This window comes from candidate division KSB1 bacterium (assembly GCA_034506255.1).
Classification (GTDB): Bacteria; Zhuqueibacterota; Zhuqueibacteria; order Zhuqueibacterales; family Zhuqueibacteraceae; genus Coneutiohabitans; species Coneutiohabitans thermophilus.
Genome location: JAPDPX010000006.1, coordinates 16643 through 32924, shown reverse-complemented (window position 1 = coordinate 32924; position 16282 = coordinate 16643). Strand labels below are relative to the sequence as shown.

Sequence of the window (16282 nt, the reverse complement as noted above, 5' to 3'; positions counted from 1 at the left end):
GGGAGAGCTCGCGATGACGGACGAAGGTGCAGGTGCAGGGAAAAAGTGCTGCAGGCCATTCCCGATTGCCGGCAACGGCACAGCCGGCACAGGGACAGAGAGTCGGAGGGAAATCCTTTCCGCGGGATCGCAACCGGATATGTGTTCGGCCTTGCCTCCCGTGGTGGCAAAATTGATTGATGAAGTGCAGAAATTATAAACGAGCGTCTCCACAAAAGCAAGGGTTATTTTCCACTTGCATTTCGCTGCCGCAAGCGGCATAATTTGACGGTGGTTTGGGCGGGTGTTGTCCTCATGGTTGCAAGGTGGGAAAAATCGCGTGGCTGTCAACCTGGCAAAGAAAAGCGAGGAGGTTTCATGCCTGAGCTGACCGGCAAACAGCGTCGCTATCTGCGCGCCCTGGGGAATGATTTGAAGCCTGTGGTGATGGTGGGACGCTGCGGTCTGGCCGAGCCGGTGCTGCGGGCGCTGGCCGAAGCCTTTCATCAAGCCGAGCTGGTGAAAGTGAAGTTGCAGGAGGGATTCCTGGGCGATCGTTTCGAAGTGGCGGAGGAACTGGCGAAGTCGGTGTCTGCGCAACTGGTGCAGGTTTTGGGCCGGACGATTTTGTTGTATCGCCGGCATCTGGAAAAACCGCGCATCACCCTGCCGTGAGTCCGGCGCCGGCCTGTGCGCCAGTTCGGCGGCAACGCCGGCTGATGCAGGCTTCCTACAAATCGCCTGGCGGCTTTGACGCGGCGGCCGCACGGCAGGCGTTGAGCAGTGCCGCCGGCAAATCATACACATTCTGCGCCACCAGCAGCTCCGCCCGGCGGCGAATTTTGGCATCGGGGGAGGCCAGGGCGCGCGTGAGAATTTCCGGCCGCTCGAGCAGCAGGCGCCGCATGCTCGCGCGCGGGTCGTGGTGATAGGCCTGGAGCATGGCGACTGCGGCGGCCGTGAGATACCCGCGCTGCTGCAGGCTCTCGAAAAATTCCGGGCCGATCGCGATGAGATGAAACGGCTGGATGCCGTGGGCGCGCAGAACTTCGGCACCACCCTGACCGCGATCCACCAGATTGAGCGCCCATGTCAAATTCCCGTGCCGCTGTTGCAGCGCCGGCAGCCAGGTGTGCACATAGCTCGAAGCTTCGGTGACGAGATCGGCAACATGCAGCACAGCCGCACCCTGCAGCTCGCTCACCTCTTCCACTTCCTGGTTCACACGCTCGTGGTTCACGCGCCACACGGTTTGATCCTTGCGGATGAGCAGAATCGGTTTGCCCAGGCGCCGCGCCGCCATCACGGAGAAGAACCAATCCCGCCGCTCCCCACCCGAAACCGCCGCAATGCGTGCCGCACCAATTTCACGCTCTATCAGGCGCACCAGGCTGTCAATCACCATGCGATAGCCGGCGTCGCTGGCATAGTTTTCCTCGACGGCGGCCAGCACGCCCTGCATCAGGACCCGCCGGTCGGTTTGTTGTTGATCGATGAATGCCAGCAACGCTTCGGCCTTGGCGCGGCTGCCGTAGAGGTAGTGCGTGTTGAGGTAGAAGGGGCCAATGGTGCCGGAAGTGTACCAAAAAGGCTGATCCGGCGGCGCGATTTCCAGGGCCCTGGTTGCGAGCAGCAAGTCGACAAGTTCGGCGGTCATGGTATTTTCTCCAAAGGTCGGGGGCCGGCAATGCCGTTGGTCACCGCTGGCCGGTATGTTCCTGCCAGCCGTGAGTGGCAGTGCCTGCGGCAAGATAAAAAACTCCCGTTCATTTGCCAGCCCCGCTTCACCGCGAACAAATCGCTTGCCTGATGCCAGGCGGGTTTCTATATTGCGCCATTCTAAAAGCAAAAACGCGCCCTCTCCGTTCCGCATCCCATGACCAGTTTGATCGCCTATCATCGTGAACATGGCCGCGATTTCGTCGAGCTGGCAGGTTATGCCCTGCCGGGACGCTATCGTTCGCTGGTGGAGGAATATGCCGCCGCCCAAACTGCCGCCATGATCGACCGCAGCTTTCTGGGAAAGGTGGTGGTGTCCGGCCGCGACCGGGAAGCGCTGCTGCACCGACTGTCGACCAATGAAATGCGCGGCCTGCAGCCCGGTGACAGCCGCGTGAACCTCTTCACCAATGCCAAGGGTCGCGTGGTGGACATGGTCGAGATGCTGGCAGGGGAAGATCACTATCTGCTGCTCACCAGCCCGGGCCGCGCCGCACTGCTGTGCCAGTGGATCGACAAATACACCTTTCGGGAAGACGTCAAAACCACCGAGGTGAGCGGCGAGTGGGCGGTGATTGCCCTGCTCGGCACGCGCGCCACCCCGCTGCTCCAAGACAGATTCGGCACGCACGCCGCCCTGCCCGCCGGCCGCAGCGTGAAGGTGTCGTGGCGGGACCATGAGCTGTGGCTGCATCATCCCCACGCCGCCACCATCGCACGTTACCTTTTGATTGTCCCCGCCACCGCCGCTCCGGCGCTCTGGCAGGAACTGCTGCGTGATTTCATGCCGGTGGGCTTTCACGTGCATGAGAGTTTGCGCATTCGCCACGGCATTCCGGCCGCAGATCATGAGATCGTCGAAAGCTACAATCCCCATGAAATCGGTCTGCTGCCTTTCATCAACTTCGAGAAGGGCTGCTATATTGGCCAGGAAGTGATCGCGCGGCTGGACTCCTACAACAAAGTGCAGCGCCGGCTCATGGGCCTGCAATTGCTGTCCGGGCCGGAACCGGCCGCCGGCGCCGCCGTGTTGGCGGCGGCGCAGGAAATCGGCACGGTGACCAGCGTGGCGCCGGCGATCACCGGCCCGTTTGCGCTCGCGCTGGCGGTGATCCGCAGGGCGTTTGCGCAACCCGGCAGTCGCGTGGAAGTGGCCGGGCCGCAGGGCAACCTGCCCGCGATTTTGCGAGAACTCCCCTTTGCCGCTGATTCCGATTAAGCGAAGACGAGCCGATGCCTGATCCGCAAACCTCATCCCACGAGCAAAAGACCAACCTCAAACCCAGGCTGCGCTTTGTCGAAGCGCTGCCGCTGGAAACGGAAAATGGCGAGCGTTTCGCCCTGCGTGATCCCTCCGGTCTCGCCGAACACATGTTTGTCGTGTCGCGGGAAACGCTGTTCCTGCTGCAGTTTTTTGACGGCCGGCATTCGCTGCTCGACATGCGCACGGAATACTTTCGCCAATTCGGCGTGTTTCTACCCGAGCAGCAACTGCAGGCGCTGGTGGCGCAGTTGGATCGCAACTATTTCCTGGAGAGCGAAACCTTTCACGCCCACAAGCGTCGGCTGGAGCAGGAGATGCTGGCGCTGCCCGCGCGACCCGCGGTGCATGCCGGCGCGAGCTATCCCGCCGAGCCCGGCGAGCTGCGGCGCCAGTTGGACAGCTTCTACGCGAACGGTGCGGGGCTGCCGGCAGACCGGGGCAACAGTGGCGGGCCGTTTGTCAGCGGCGCGGTCGCGCCCCACATCGATCTGCGCGTCGGCGGCCGGTGCTACACCTACACCTATCGCGCGCTGGCGGAGAGTGCGCCGGCCGATGTCTATGTCATCCTCGGCACCGGCCACAGCGGCCTGCTGCATTGTTTCTCCTGCCTGCCGAAGGATTTCGAGACGCCGCTCGGGCTGGTGCGGCATGATGAACACTTCATCGCCGAGTTGGCGCGCCGCCATCCTTTCGATCTGTTCAGCGAGCCGCTGCCGCACCGGACGGAACACACCATCGAATTTCAAGCGGTCTTTCTCCAGCATCTGTTCGGCGGCCGCCGGCACTTCACCATCGTGCCGATTTTGTGCTCCTATGCCTACCTGATGCTGAGCGATGACCGTTTCCGTCACGAGCGCGACATCATTCAGGCCTTCGTCAGGGCTTTGCGCCAAACCTGCGAGCTGGAATCCCGGCGCGGCCGCCGGGTGTGCTGCATTGCCAGCGTCGATTTGTCCCACGTCGGGCCGCGCTATGGCGACCGCCACACGCCCGATCGGGACTTGCTGCAGAACGTAGAAACCGCCGACCGTCAGCTCATTCACGCCCTCGAAGCCGGTGATGCCGTGCAGTTCGTGCAGGCCAACGCGCGCATGCAGGATCGCTACCGCGTCTGCGGTTTCGCACCGCTGCACACGCTGCTGGCCAGCGGTGTGGCGCAATACGGCAAGCTTTTGCAGTATGAGCAGGGCATCGTGGACGATCGCAAATCCGTGGTCAGCTATGCCAGCGCCGCACTCTATGGCCGCGGCTGACATTTTTTTCCTCCGATCACTGCACAACGGCCGCGCGCGCCGGCCCGTTCGGTTCGCGCGCCTGCCGCGTGTCGTCGTCCGATAATCATGGCATGAAGCCCAACGACTTTTCCACCTTCGAAGCTTTCACCCGCCACGCCCGCCAGGGAAATCTCGTGCCGGTCAGCCTGAGCATGCTGGCGGACACCTTCACGCCGGTTTCCGCCTTTCTGCGCCTCAGCGTGCAGCAGCGCTACGGCTTTTTGCTGGAAAGCATCAGCGGCGGCGAGAAAATGGCGCGTTATTCCTTTCTCGGCATTGCCCCGGCTTTCCTGGTGCGCTATCATTGCGCCGCGGGCCGGCCGGCGCGGCGCTCGCTGCAACTGGAACCATTGTCCGACCGCCATGCCGGCTTCGCCTCCGCCGCGGCAGGGCAGGATATTTTCACTTATTTGCAGACCGCCCGGCAACGCTTGCGGCCGGTGCGCGTGCCGGGTCTGCCCCGCTTCACCGGCGGTTTTGTGGGCTTTTTCGGTTATGAGACCGTGCACGATTTGGAGCGGCTGCCCGCGGCACAGACCACACCGCATTTTCCCGACGCGGAATTCGGCTTCTATGACACGATCCTCGCCTTCGATCACGTGCGCCAGGAAATGCTGTTGATCACCCACGTGCTGCTGGCCGAAGGGGAGTTGAATTTGCGGCGGCGCTATGAAGAGGCCGTCGAGCGTCTCGACGAGTTGCGCCAGCGGCTCCATGCGCCCCTGCCACCGCCGGCAGCGCCCGCCGCGCCGCGGCAGCGGCCCGAGCCACAGGCCAATTTCACTGCCGCCGCTTTTTGTGCCGCCGTGGCCCGGGCCAGGGAACACATCGCGGCGGGTGACATCTTTCAAGTGGTGCTCTCCCAGCGGTTCTCCTGCCCGCTGACGGTGCCGCCGTTTCAACTCTACCGCGCCCTGCGGCAAAGCAATCCCTCTCCCTATCTCTTCTTCCTGCAGCATGATCAAAACACCCTGCTGGGCTCCTCACCGGAGGCGCTGTTGCGGGTGGAGGAGGGGATGGCGGAGATGCGGCCGATCGCCGGCACACGCCGCCGCGGCCTCGATGACGCGGAAGACCAGCGTTTGGAGGAGGAACTGCGCGCCGATGCCAAGGAGCGCGCCGAGCATCTCATGCTGGTGGATTTGAGCCGCAACGATCTCGGCCGCGTGTGTGACTACGCCAGCATCGAAGTGCCCGAGCTGATGACGGTGGAACGCTACTCCCATGTCATGCACCTGGTCTCCAGCGTGCGCGGCCGGTTGCGGCCGGGGGTGGATGCGATCGATGCGCTGCGCGCCTGCTTTCCCGCGGGCACGGTGAGCGGCGCGCCCAAAATCCGCGCCATGGAAATCATCGCGGCGCTGGAACCGGAAGCCCGCGGGCCTTATGCCGGCGCCGTGGGCTATCTCGATGTCCACGGCAATCTCGATACCTGCATCACCATTCGCACGATTTGGACGCAGGGCCGGCAGGCTTTCTTTCAGGCGGGCGCCGGCATCGTGGCGGATTCCGACCCCGGCCGCGAATATCAGGAGACCATCGAAAAATCGCGTGCCGTGTGGAATGCCATCGATGTGGCCGATCGCGGCTTGTAAGGCAGGGACGGATCGCCGGCAGCGGGCCGGCGGAAGGACTGGCCGGGCTCTTCCCGGCGTGGCGCGGAGGTGGCAGTCATGATTCTGATGATCGACAACTTCGACTCTTTCACCTACAATCTTGTGCAATATCTCGGCGAACTGGGCGCGGCGCTGCGCGTGTTTCGCAACGATGCCATTACGCCCGCGCAAATCGCCGCGCTGCGGCCGGCCGGCATCGTGATTTCACCCGGCCCCGGCCGGCCGGAGGAGGCCGGCATCACGATTCCCGTGATCAGGGAATTCGCCGGCCAGATTCCCCTGCTCGGGGTTTGTCTGGGACATCAAGCCATCGCCGCGGCGCTGGGCGGCGCGGTGGTGGCTGCGCCCGAGCTGATGCACGGCAAAGTCTCGCTCATTCATCATGACGGCAACGGCCTGTTTGTCGGCGTGGAAAATCCCTTCCCCGCCACGCGCTATCACTCGCTGCTGATTGAAGAAGCTTCGCTGCCGGCCTGCCTGGAGGTCACCGCACGCAGCGAGCGCGGTTTGATCATGGGCGTGCGTCACCGCGAGTTCATCGTGGAGGGCGTGCAATTTCATCCCGAATCGATCATGACGCCCGCCGGCAAGGCCATTCTCGCAAATTTCCTGCAAATGTGCGCCACAGGCACGGCACAACGCACACCGGCGCCTTCGCTTTCCCCATCATCGGGTGGCGTGGCGGCGGGGCAAGCACCGGCCCCGCCACCGCCCGCCTCCGCGGCGCGGCCGGCGGCAACGGGCACCTCCGCCATTCAACACGCCATCGCGCAGGTGATCGAGCAGGGGGATCTCGACCGCCAGCAGGCTTATGGCGTGATGAGTGAGATCATGAGTGGCACCGCCACGCCCGCGCAGATTGCCGCGCTGCTGGTGGCGCTGCGCATGAAAGGTGAACGGCCGCAGGAAGTCGCCGGCTTTGCCCAGGCCATGCGCGACAAGGCGGCGCCGGTGCGCACGACGCGGCGCAATCCCATCGATTTGTGCGGCACAGGCGGCGATGGCAAAGGCACGTTCAACATCTCGACGGTGGCCTCCTTCGTGGTGGCGGGCGGCGGCGTGACGGTTGCCAAACACGGCAACCGCTCGGTGTCCAGCAAAACCGGCAGCGCCGACGTGTTGGAAGCGCTGGGCGTCAATATCAATCTGACTGCAGCGCAAATGAGCCGGTGTTTGGATGAAATCGGCATTGCGTTTTTGTTCGCGCCGGTGTTGCATCAAGCCACCAAACACGCGGCGGGGCCGCGGCGGGAGCTGGCCACGCGCACCGTGTTCAATCTGCTGGGACCGCTCACCAATCCCGCCGGCGTGCGGCGCCAGGTGCTGGGCGTGTTCGACCGCCGGCTGCTGCGGCTGATGGCCGACGTGCTGGTGCAGCTCGAGACCGAGTTCGCGCTGGTGGTGCACAGCGCGGATGGTCTCGATGAGGTTTCGATCCACGGCCCCACCGCCGCCATCAAAGTCGAAAACGGGCAGCTCACGCCGCTGACCCTGACGCCGGCGGACTTCGGCTTCACGCAGTTGTATTTCGAGAGCCTGCAGGGTGGCAATGCCGCGGAAAATGCCGCGATCGCCTTGCGCGTGCTGCAGGGTGAAACCGGTGCCGCGCGCGACGTGGTGCTGGCCAATGCCGCATGTGGTTTCTGGGTTGCCGGTGTGGCGGAAAATCCCGGCGAAGGCGTGGCCCTTGCCCGCCGCAGCCTGGACTCCGGCGCGGCCCTGGCAAAACTCGAAGCCTTGCGCACACTCAGCCGGCAGCTCGGTGGGGGAAACTAACGCAGTCACATCGTGACAGGATTGCGGTTACGTACAGGCGCCTGAACCATGCACTTGCCGTGTCCTGCATAGCACGGCTTGCCCGGCAGCCGGCCGATCGGAGTATGCAGTTTCACACGAAGACTTTTGCCGGCCCCGGCCCAGCCGTGACTGAACTGTCAGTTGGACGGTCGTCGAAAAACAATAGTTGATGTCCGCCCGCAAGCACTGACCTTTGACAAAGTGTTTCTGCAACGGCTTGGCCGTTGCCTCGAATGCCCCGAATTTTTCCCGCGTCCCGCAGTTTTGGACATCCCGGCTCAGCCGGGGTGGGAAAGTTCTCGGACAGATCAGTTACCATTCCTGGCTCACTGACCAATCGCAGCAAAGCATGCCGGAGCAATCGTTTCTCAGCCGCATCGTGGCGCACAAGCAGGCCGAAATCCGTGCGGCGCAACAACGCACCCCGCTGGCCGCGCTGGAGACGATCGCCCGGGCACAGGCCGCGCCGCGGGATTTCAGGCGCGCCCTTGCCAGCGGTCCAAACGTCGCGGTCATCGCCGAACTCAAGAAAGCTTCGCCCTCGGCCGGCGTGCTGCGCGCCGATTTCGACGTGACGCAACTGGCACGCAGTTATGCCGCACATGGCGCTGCCGCGCTGTCGGTGTTGACCGACGCAACTTATTTTCAAGGCCACCTTGCCTACTTGGAACAAGCGGCCGCGGCAACCAGCCTGCCCATTTTGCGCAAAGATTTCCTCATCGATTCTTATCAGATCGTGGAAGCGCGCGCCTTTGGGGCGGACGCGGTGCTGCTCATTGCCGCCCTTCTCTCCGCCGAACAACTGCATGAGCTGCTGACCACCGCGCAAACCTGGGGCATGGCCGCGCTGGTCGAAGTGCATGACGAGCGCGAAATCCAGGCCGCGCTCGCCGCCGGCGCCGGCATCATCGGCATCAACAATCGTGACTTGCACACGTTTGCGGTGAATCTTGCCACGGCAGAACGGCTGGCGGCCGCGCTGCCATCCGCGTGCGTGCGCGTGGCGGAATCCGGCATCTCCTCGCGCCGGGAAGTCGAACGTCTGGCAGCCGCCGGCATCGACGCAATTTTGATCGGCAGCCACCTCATGCGCCAGCCTGATCCCGGCCGCGCGCTGTCTGCCTTCACCGGAGTGCCGCGGCGATGATACCGGTCAAGATTTGCGGCCTCACCCGGCCGGAAGATGCCCTGCTGGCCGCAGAATTGGGTGCTGCCGCGCTGGGCTTCATTTTTCACCCGCACAGTCCACGCTGGGTTGCGCGGGAGACCGTTGCGGCAATTTGCCGGCTGCTGCCGCCGGCGGTGGCGCGCGTCGGCGTGTTCGTCAATCCTGATCTGCCAACGGTGGTGGAATGCGCCACGGCTGCGGGTTTGACCCACGTGCAGCTTCACGGCCGGGAGAGTATCGCGTTTTGCCGGCAAGTGCCGCTGCCGGTGATCAAAGCCATTCGCACTCGCGGTGAGCTGGAGGACTGCGCGGGTTTTCGGCCGGCGGCCTTTTTGATCGACAGCCAAACCGCCACACAATTCGGCGGCACCGGCCGGCTGGCGGATTGGACGCTGTGCGAACAGGCGCGCACACACGCGCCGGTGATTCTGGCAGGCGGCATCTCCGCCGGCAATCTCGCCGGCGCGCTGGCCGTTGCCCGGCCCGATGCTCTCGATCTTTCCAGCTCGGTGGAGAGCAGTCCCGGCCGCAAGGATCATCACAAGCTGCGCGAGTTTTTCGCGGCGGTGCATGCGCTTGCGGCGGCGCAGCAGCCGTGGCGCAATATCTTTTCCCGGGAGGCTTGATCCATCGCAATGAATTTTACCAACCACCCTGATGCCCGGGGCAAATTCAATGTGCCCGGCTCGGACCGCAGTTACGGCGGCCGCTTTGTGCCCGAAATCCTGATGCCGGCGCTCGCCGAGCTGGAGCAGGCTTATGAGCAGGCGAAAGCAGATGCGGCCTTCCAGCAGGAACTGGCAGCCGCGCTGCAGGAATACGCCGGCCGGCCCACGCCCTTGACTTTTGCACCCCGGCTTTCCGCGCAAACCGGCGCACAAGTTTATCTCAAACGTGAAGATTTGACCCACACCGGCGCGCACAAGATCAACAATGCCCTCGGCCAGATCCTGCTGGCGCGGCGCATGGGCAAACGCCGCATCATCGCCGAGACCGGCGCCGGCCAGCATGGCGTGGCCACCGCCACCGTCTGCGCCCGCTACGGTCTCGCTTGCCGCATCTACATGGGTGAAATCGATATGCAGCGCCAGCGGCTGAACGTGTTTCGCATGCGGCTGCTGGGCGCCGAAGTCGTGCCGGTGACGGGCGGCAGCCGCACCCTCAAGGACGCCATCAATGAAACCATTCGCGATTGGGTCACCAATGTTGTGGACACGTTCTATTTGATCGGCTCGGTGGTCGGGCCGCATCCCTATCCCAGGATGGTGCGCGATTTCCAGAGCATCATCGGGCGCGAGACACGCTGGCAGATGCTCGCCCACTGCGGCCGTCTGCCGGCGGTGATCATCGCCTGTGTCGGCGGGGGCAGCAATGCCATCGGCATGTTTCATCCATTTTTGGAAGAGACAGCGGTGCGCCTGGTTGGCGTCGAAGCGGCGGGCGAGGGAGTGAACTCGGCACGGCATGCCGCCACCCTGAGCCGGGGCAGCGTGGGCGTGTTGCACGGTGCGATGAGTTATTTGCTGCAGGATGAGGACGGCCAGGTGCAGGAGGCGCACTCCATCTCCGCCGGCCTGGATTATCCCGGCGTGGGCCCGGAGCATGCCTTTCTGCGGGATGTCGGCCGCGTGGAATATGTTGCCGCCACTGATGCCGAGGCCCTGGCTGCCTTCACCAACCTGGCGCAACTCGAGGGCATTGTGCCGGCACTGGAAAGCGCGCATGCGCTCGCTTATTTACCGCGCTTGCGCGGCCGCCTCGAACAAAATGCGGCCGTCGTTGTATGCTTGTCCGGCCGCGGCGACAAGGACGTGGAAACCGTGCAGGCGGCGCTCACCGCAGCCCGGGCACCACACCCGTGAGAAAAAAATGCTGAAATTGCAGGAATATTTCGCCCATGGCCCGGCACGCAGCCGCAAGCTGCTCTCGCTGTTTCTGACTGCGGGGTTTCCCACCGCCGCGGCCACGGTACCGCTGCTGCAATTACTGGATGACAGCGGCGCGGATTTGATCGAACTCGGCATGCCTTTTTCCGATCCACTGGCTGACGGGCCGACGATTCAGCGCAGCTCGCAGATCGCGCTGCACCACGGCATGACACTGCGGAGGGTTCTGCAGCTCACCGCCGAAGTCACGCCGCGGCTGCGGTCGCCGCTGCTGCTGATGGGCTACTACAATCCCATTTTCAAATTCGGGCCGGAGCAATTCGTGCGTGCGGCTGCGCAGGCGGGCGTGCAGGGTTTGATTATTCCGGATCTGCCGCCGGAGGAAAGTCGGCCGCTGCAGGCGGCGGCGCAGGCGGCGGGTCTCAGTCTGATTTATCTGGTTTCACCCAACACCTCTCCGGCGCGGTTGCAATTGGTTGACGAGTTGACCACCAGCTTCGTTTATGCCGTGTCGGTCACCGGCGTCACGGGTGCGCGCCGCACCGTGGCCGCTTCAACGATTGAATTTCTGCAGCGCCTGCGGCGGCAATTGCGCCATCCGGTGCTGGTCGGGTTCGGCGTTGCCAACGCGGCGGATGCGCGGCTGCTGGCCTCTTATTGCGACGGTGTGATCGTCGGCAGTGCCCTGCTCGAGGAAATCGAGAAGCAGGGCGTGCAACCCGCCGGCCGGCAGAAAATCGCCGCGTTCGTGCACGCCCTGCGTGCCGGCCTCGACCACGCCTGACTGCCAGCATACCCCATGGTCACTGTAATCTCCTTCCGGCGGAGCAGCCGCCATTGCCCCGGCGTTCCGGCTTCCAACTTTTTGCAGGGGGAGGCGTCAAACAGGACAAAACCCAAGAGACGAGCCGCTTGCGAAAGCGGGCATTCACCCAAACAAGGAGATATTACCATGAAACGTTTTCCCCACTTTTTAACCGGCGCTCTGGCGGTGATGGTGCTGGGTGCCGGCTTGCTGCAGGCACAGCCGCGGATGGCCATGCGCGGCGGGCCCGAACGCGTGCAGGAACGCAAAAGCCTCGTCGAGGAGCTGGGCCTGAGCAGCGAGCAGCAGGAAAAAATCCGGCAGATCCGGCTGGCGGCGCACAAGCAGAACATCGAACAGCGCGCCAAGCTGCAACTGGCCCGTCTCGAGCTGCACGAGCTGATGCAGGCCGATTCCCCCGATCAAAAGCAAATCGATGCCAAGATTGCCGAGCTGGGCAAACTGCGTGAAGCGGCGATGCGCAGTCATGTTGCCACTTTTCTGGAGGTGCAAAAAGTTCTGACGCCGGAGCAGCGCAAGAAGGCGAAAGAATTGCGGCCTCTGGGTCTTGGCCCCGGCTTTTTCGGCCCCGGCTTCGGCCGCCGGCATGACGGCCCGGGCATGGGCAGGGGGCTGGGGGGGCCGCACGGCCGCCCTGGCATGTGGCGGTTCGAGGATTTCGAGGACGAAGATTTCAATGACCTCGAAGACTGAGAGCATCATTTTCTAAGACAGGGATACGGGCAAGACACCGCATGACCGTGCCGGCCCGGGTCACTGTGCCGGGCAAAAGAGGCCATGCTGTGTCTTGCTGCTTTTTCGGGCCAGGCTGGTAGGATTGCCGTCACGGCAGAAGAATGCAGGAACACGCTTTTGCGCGAGAGCCACAGCAAAAATATGCAACGGGCAAACCCGTCTCCCGATGCGCACCCCGGCAGGGAGACCGCGGCACTTTCTGAAACCGAGTTGCTCGCCGGCTGCCGCGCTGGCCGGCCGGATGCATTGGCGGAGTTGGTCAAGCGGTATCAGCCCGCGGTCTTGCGCATTTGTGTGTCCCTGCTGGGCAGCCGTGAAGTCGATGATGTCGTCCAGGATATTTTCATCAAAATTCTGCGACGCTGCGACCGCTTTGCGGGGCGGGCGGCCCTGTTCACCTGGATTTATGAAATCACACTCAATCACTGCCGCGATGAGCTGCGCCGGCGCAAACGCAAGCGCTGGTTTTCGCTGCAGGCCCTGCCCGCCGCCGTGACGGACAAGCTGACCGAGGATGAGCCGCCCCTTTCCGAACAAATCGAAGCGGAGGAGTTGCAACGGCACCTGCATCACGAGATTCAACAGCTCAAACCCAAACATCGCGAGCTGGTGGTGCTGCGCGATCTCGAAGGCCTGACGTATGAGGAAATCGCCGGCATCAGCGGGATCGATGTCAAATTGGTGAAATCGCGGCTCTATGAAGCACGCCAAATTCTGAGCCGGAAAATGAAAGCCTATGCCGAGGAGGCTTCCCATGCAAACAAGTGAAGCCCAAACTCTCCATGTCGAGGATGCCACCCTGTGGGCCTGGCAGCGCGCAGAGTTGGAAGGTGCGCCCGCGCTTGCCGTGCAGGAGCATCTCACCGCCTGCCCTCGGTGCCGGGAGCGTGCCACACAACTGCAGCAATGGCTCGCGGCCATGCAGGCCGGCCATCAAAGCATCCACCCGACCCTGGCGCAGCAGAGGCAGCTCATCCGCGCCCTGACCCAGCCGGCAGTGCCGCCGAGCATCTGGATTCCTGTCAGTGAACGCCTGGTGCGTTGGTTGGCGCCGGCGGTGGCGGTGCTGGCGGTGCTGTTCCTGCTGATGCGCGGTGAAACCTCCGCCACTTCCGGCATGAACTTGACGGAGGACGTGATCGAAGCGCCCGAAACCGTACTGTTTACCGCCACCAGCGACGAACAAATGCAGCAGGCAATGCTGGCATTGATGTTGCGCGCGAATGAGCCGCAACCATAAAGCCGGATGATGCCATGAAACAGAATTTCTGGGTGATTGCGGCCTTTGTTTTGACCTTTGCCGCCGGTGTTTTGACCGGCGCCATCGTGGTGCGGCAGTTCGGCCCGCCGCCACCCGTGGGCCCCGGCATGATGCGGCTGCGTCCGGAGATGCACGCGTTTCCGAACCTGCAGGAGCTGCAGCGGCGCATGAATCTCAGTGCGGCGCAGCGCGAGCAGATCGCCGCCATCTTCGCGAAATACCAGGGCCAGATCCAGGAGCATCTGCAGCAAGTGCGGCCGCCGATGCACAAATTGATGCGCCAAATGCGCAGCGAGATCGAACAAGTGCTGACCCCGGAGCAACGCGAACAGTTTCAGCGCATGGGCGCTCCGCCGCCCCGCCGGTTACCCCGCCAGCGCAACTGGCCGCCGCCGGACAGCGAGCCGGCCATGCCACCAGGGCCGGCGGCTCTGCCGCCCATGGAGCCGGAGTGACCCGTTGATGCAGTCGGCTCTCGCGCAAAAGGCAACGGCCCGGATGCTGCAGCATGCCCGGGCGCCAGCCTGATACGACTGGCGCCTGTGGCGGAATCAGGCGCACGGGCGGTTTCTGACTTGCTGAACAGACATCAGTTGGCAGCACGGCTGGCGCGAAGGGCCGTGTTGCTTTTGCGGGCCGGACCACGAATCCGGCCTCTTTGTTGGTGGCGGAAGCGCTGTCGCCAAAATTTTCTTTTTTATCAAACCGGCATCATTTCCTCTCCCATTGCCTTCCCGTGCCCGCCGTCCCCTGGCCTTGTGAATGCGGCTCCTTCCTGTTCGTTTCACCTGAACTGAATTCTCAAGATGCCGGATCTTCTGCATACCATCCGCGTTGCCACAGTCGCTCGCAACCACGGCGTTGGCCGGTGGCATTCTGAAGCGGGGAGCGGTGTACGCCGTTCGCATCATCCGGGGGTGTCGGCATTCTGCCGGCATGCGCCGTTTTTGCCGTGATTGCCAGCGGCGGCTGCCGCGCTGCGCAGAGGAAAGCGCTGCCACAAAATGAACACGGGCAGGACGAGTCATGTCTCGCCCTGCCCGTGTTGGTTGCAACCCTGCCGTGCAATGCCTGCAGGCGGCGGCAATCAATACTTCACCGAGCAGCCATAGGGGGTGGTGACTTTTTGGGTCACCGGCTTGCCGGCCAGGGCTTCATCCAGTGCCGCGGCGACATAGTTTTTGGCTTTCGCAACATCCGCCATGTCCGTGGAGCGGATGTCATCGATGCCGCCGGCATAGATCAGCGTGCCCTTGGGATCGATGATGAACATGTGCGGCGTGGTCTTCGCGCCGTAAAGCTTGCCGGTGGTGCCGTCCTCATCGATCAAATAGGCCGTCGGAGTCGCCTTGGCCTCGGCCAGTCGCTTCTTGATCCCCTCGGCGGTGAAATGGCCCTGCTTGCCCGGCGCCGAAGAACAAATCGACAACCACACCACGCCCTTCTGCAGGTAGGTCTGCTGCAACTTCTGCATGTTTCCGCTGCGATAATGCTTGCCAACAAACGGGCAGTCGAAATTGATCCACTCCAACACCACGAACTTGCCCTTGAAATCCGCCAGTGAATGCGATTTGCCTTCGACATCTTTCAACGTGAAATTGGGCGCCGGCTTGTCGATTGCAATGTCGCCTGCAAACGCCACCGGCAGAGCCGGGGCCAGCATTGCCAGCAGGAAGGGAACATACATTTTCATGAGTTTCATCTCCTCTTGAAGTGAAGCATCTGGAAGTGAAGCACCTGACACAAGCGGGTTTGTGGCGACCGTCGCGGGCACGACGGTGTGCCAACCCATCCCCCAAAATCCGATTGCCGACCCGAGACTGCGCTGCCGCGGATGACACCGCCCGGCGCCGGCGCGGTAACTTTATGGCGAGTTATGGCGAGGCAGATCTTCCCTGAATCGGCACCTCCACCCACAGTGCCTTTTCCGTGTTGTTTCCATGCCAGCCCCTGTCCGAAATCAACACCCCGGCGATGCGGGTCGGAGGCTCCGGCCGCAGTGGGGCGAGCTGAAATTCGAGTTGATAGCGGCCGTCTGCCGCGGTGAAACGCGGGGCCACGGCGTTGTCGATGAGCATTTCCTCGGCCGGACAAAAAATCAGCGTTTGTAATTTTGCCCTGAAATTCGGCGGTGGGGCAAGCACCAGCACCAGGGTGGTGGTGTCACGCAGAAATGCTTCCACCCGCCAGGCCGAGGCCGTGAGCGGCAATTGGGTGCGGGTCCGCGCGAAGAGCGGTGCCCATTGGGTGGCGGCGGCCGGCCGGCTTTCCCTCACCGGCAGGCGCAGGCGCAAGCGCGCCGCTTCCGGCAGGCAGTGTTCCCGGCAGACCAGCCAGTTTGCCCGCGCCTGTAGCTCAACCGTGCTGCCGGACAGCGTCGCCGGCGGGTGTACTTGCACCAGCAGCAGCGTCTCCCCATGATAGCCATAGGAAACCAGCGGCGGATCCGCGATGCGCTCGGGGTAGGGCCACTGTATTGCACTCACGCTGAAACCCGCCGGCAAGTCCCATTTGATGGTGACGGGCAGGCCTGCATCCCCGGGATTGAGCCAGTAAGTGTGCCACCCCTTTTCCAATTTCAACCGCAATCCCACCCAGAATGGCTGGCCGGGCGTCAGCCAGGCGGCCTCTGAAATCAACTCCGCTTCGGCATGCGCGGTGCGCACCACTTGCGCGCCGAGTGTGAAAACGGGCAGCATGCACAACCACCTGATCAGTCCGTTGATTCGTCTGCTCATGAGTTCTCATCGTGAAAGC

The 16282-nt window shown here is 63.3% G+C and carries 16 protein-coding genes; 13 read left to right on the top strand and 3 right to left on the bottom strand.

Going from position 1 to position 16282, the window contains the following annotated elements:
• Nucleotides 1-357: 357 nt before the first annotated feature.
• Entirely contained in the window at nucleotides 358-654 is a 297-nt protein-coding gene (gene yhbY / locus ONB52_13190) for a ribosome assembly RNA-binding protein YhbY (GenBank protein MDZ7417090.1), read from the top strand.
• Between the two features lie 55 nt (nucleotides 655-709).
• On the opposite strand, the gene ONB52_13185 is transcribed toward yhbY, so the two are convergent.
• Nucleotides 710-1636 (bottom strand): orotate phosphoribosyltransferase, encoded by a 927-nt coding sequence (locus ONB52_13185; protein MDZ7417089.1) that lies wholly within the window; start codon nucleotides 1634-1636, stop codon nucleotides 710-712.
• A 219-nt stretch (nucleotides 1637-1855) separates the two neighbouring features.
• On the opposite strand from ONB52_13185, the gene ONB52_13180 reads away from it, so the two are divergent.
• The 12 genes from ONB52_13180 to ONB52_13125 all read left to right on the top strand — a co-directional run bounded on the left by ONB52_13180 (nucleotide 1856) and on the right by ONB52_13125 (nucleotide 13980).
• The gene (locus ONB52_13180; GenBank protein MDZ7417088.1) at nucleotides 1856-2917 is read left to right on the top strand and encodes a hypothetical protein; all 1062 of its coding nucleotides are present in this window, start codon (nucleotides 1856-1858) and stop codon (nucleotides 2915-2917) included.
• A gap of 14 nt (nucleotides 2918-2931) precedes the next feature.
• The gene (amrB, locus tag ONB52_13175; GenBank protein MDZ7417087.1) at nucleotides 2932-4215 is read left to right on the top strand and encodes an AmmeMemoRadiSam system protein B; all 1284 of its coding nucleotides are present in this window, start codon (nucleotides 2932-2934) and stop codon (nucleotides 4213-4215) included.
• Between the two features lie 92 nt (nucleotides 4216-4307).
• Nucleotides 4308-5831 (top strand): anthranilate synthase component I, encoded by a 1524-nt coding sequence (gene trpE, locus ONB52_13170; protein MDZ7417086.1) that lies wholly within the window; start codon nucleotides 4308-4310, stop codon nucleotides 5829-5831.
• Between the two features lie 78 nt (nucleotides 5832-5909).
• Nucleotides 5910-7628: a bifunctional anthranilate synthase component II/anthranilate phosphoribosyltransferase gene (locus ONB52_13165; GenBank protein ID MDZ7417085.1), complete on the top strand. Its 1719-nt coding sequence runs from the start codon at nucleotides 5910-5912 to the stop codon at nucleotides 7626-7628.
• A gap of 370 nt (nucleotides 7629-7998) precedes the next feature.
• Complete coding sequence (gene trpC / locus ONB52_13160; protein ID MDZ7417084.1) at nucleotides 7999-8796, top strand: indole-3-glycerol phosphate synthase TrpC; 798 nt, start codon at nucleotides 7999-8001, stop codon at nucleotides 8794-8796.
• The gene (locus ONB52_13155; GenBank protein ID MDZ7417083.1) at nucleotides 8793-9443 is read left to right on the top strand and encodes a phosphoribosylanthranilate isomerase; all 651 of its coding nucleotides are present in this window, start codon (nucleotides 8793-8795) and stop codon (nucleotides 9441-9443) included. Before trpC ends, ONB52_13155 begins: the two co-directional genes overlap by 4 nt.
• Nucleotides 9444-9452: 9 nt before the next feature.
• Complete coding sequence (gene trpB, locus ONB52_13150) at nucleotides 9453-10679, top strand: tryptophan synthase subunit beta (GenBank protein MDZ7417082.1); 1227 nt, start codon at nucleotides 9453-9455, stop codon at nucleotides 10677-10679.
• A 7-nt stretch (nucleotides 10680-10686) separates the two neighbouring features.
• A complete protein-coding gene (gene trpA / locus ONB52_13145; GenBank protein MDZ7417081.1) occupies nucleotides 10687-11487 on the top strand; it encodes a tryptophan synthase subunit alpha in 801 nt (266 codons plus the stop codon).
• A 168-nt stretch (nucleotides 11488-11655) separates the two neighbouring features.
• Nucleotides 11656-12222 carry a Spy/CpxP family protein refolding chaperone gene (locus ONB52_13140; GenBank protein MDZ7417080.1) on the top strand — a complete coding sequence of 189 codons (567 nt, stop codon included), beginning with the start codon at nucleotides 11656-11658 and terminating at the stop codon, nucleotides 12220-12222.
• A 183-nt stretch (nucleotides 12223-12405) separates the two neighbouring features.
• Entirely contained in the window at nucleotides 12406-13032 is a 627-nt protein-coding gene (locus ONB52_13135; protein MDZ7417079.1) for an RNA polymerase sigma factor, read from the top strand.
• On the top strand, nucleotides 13019-13504 hold the full coding sequence (locus tag ONB52_13130; protein MDZ7417078.1) for a zf-HC2 domain-containing protein: 486 nt from the start codon (nucleotides 13019-13021) through the stop codon (nucleotides 13502-13504). Before ONB52_13135 ends, ONB52_13130 begins: the two co-directional genes overlap by 14 nt.
• A 14-nt stretch (nucleotides 13505-13518) precedes the next feature.
• A complete protein-coding gene (locus ONB52_13125; GenBank protein MDZ7417077.1) occupies nucleotides 13519-13980 on the top strand; it encodes a hypothetical protein in 462 nt (153 codons plus the stop codon).
• A gap of 632 nt (nucleotides 13981-14612) precedes the next feature.
• On the opposite strand, the gene ONB52_13120 is transcribed toward ONB52_13125, so the two are convergent.
• Nucleotides 14613-15218, bottom strand: a complete 606-nt coding sequence (locus ONB52_13120; protein ID MDZ7417076.1) for a thioredoxin family protein — start codon at nucleotides 15216-15218, stop codon at nucleotides 14613-14615.
• Nucleotides 15219-15399: 181 nt separating this feature from the next.
• Nucleotides 15400-16263, bottom strand: a complete 864-nt coding sequence (locus ONB52_13115) for a protein-disulfide reductase DsbD family protein (GenBank protein MDZ7417075.1) — start codon at nucleotides 16261-16263, stop codon at nucleotides 15400-15402.
• Between the last annotated feature and the right edge of the window lie 19 nt (nucleotides 16264-16282).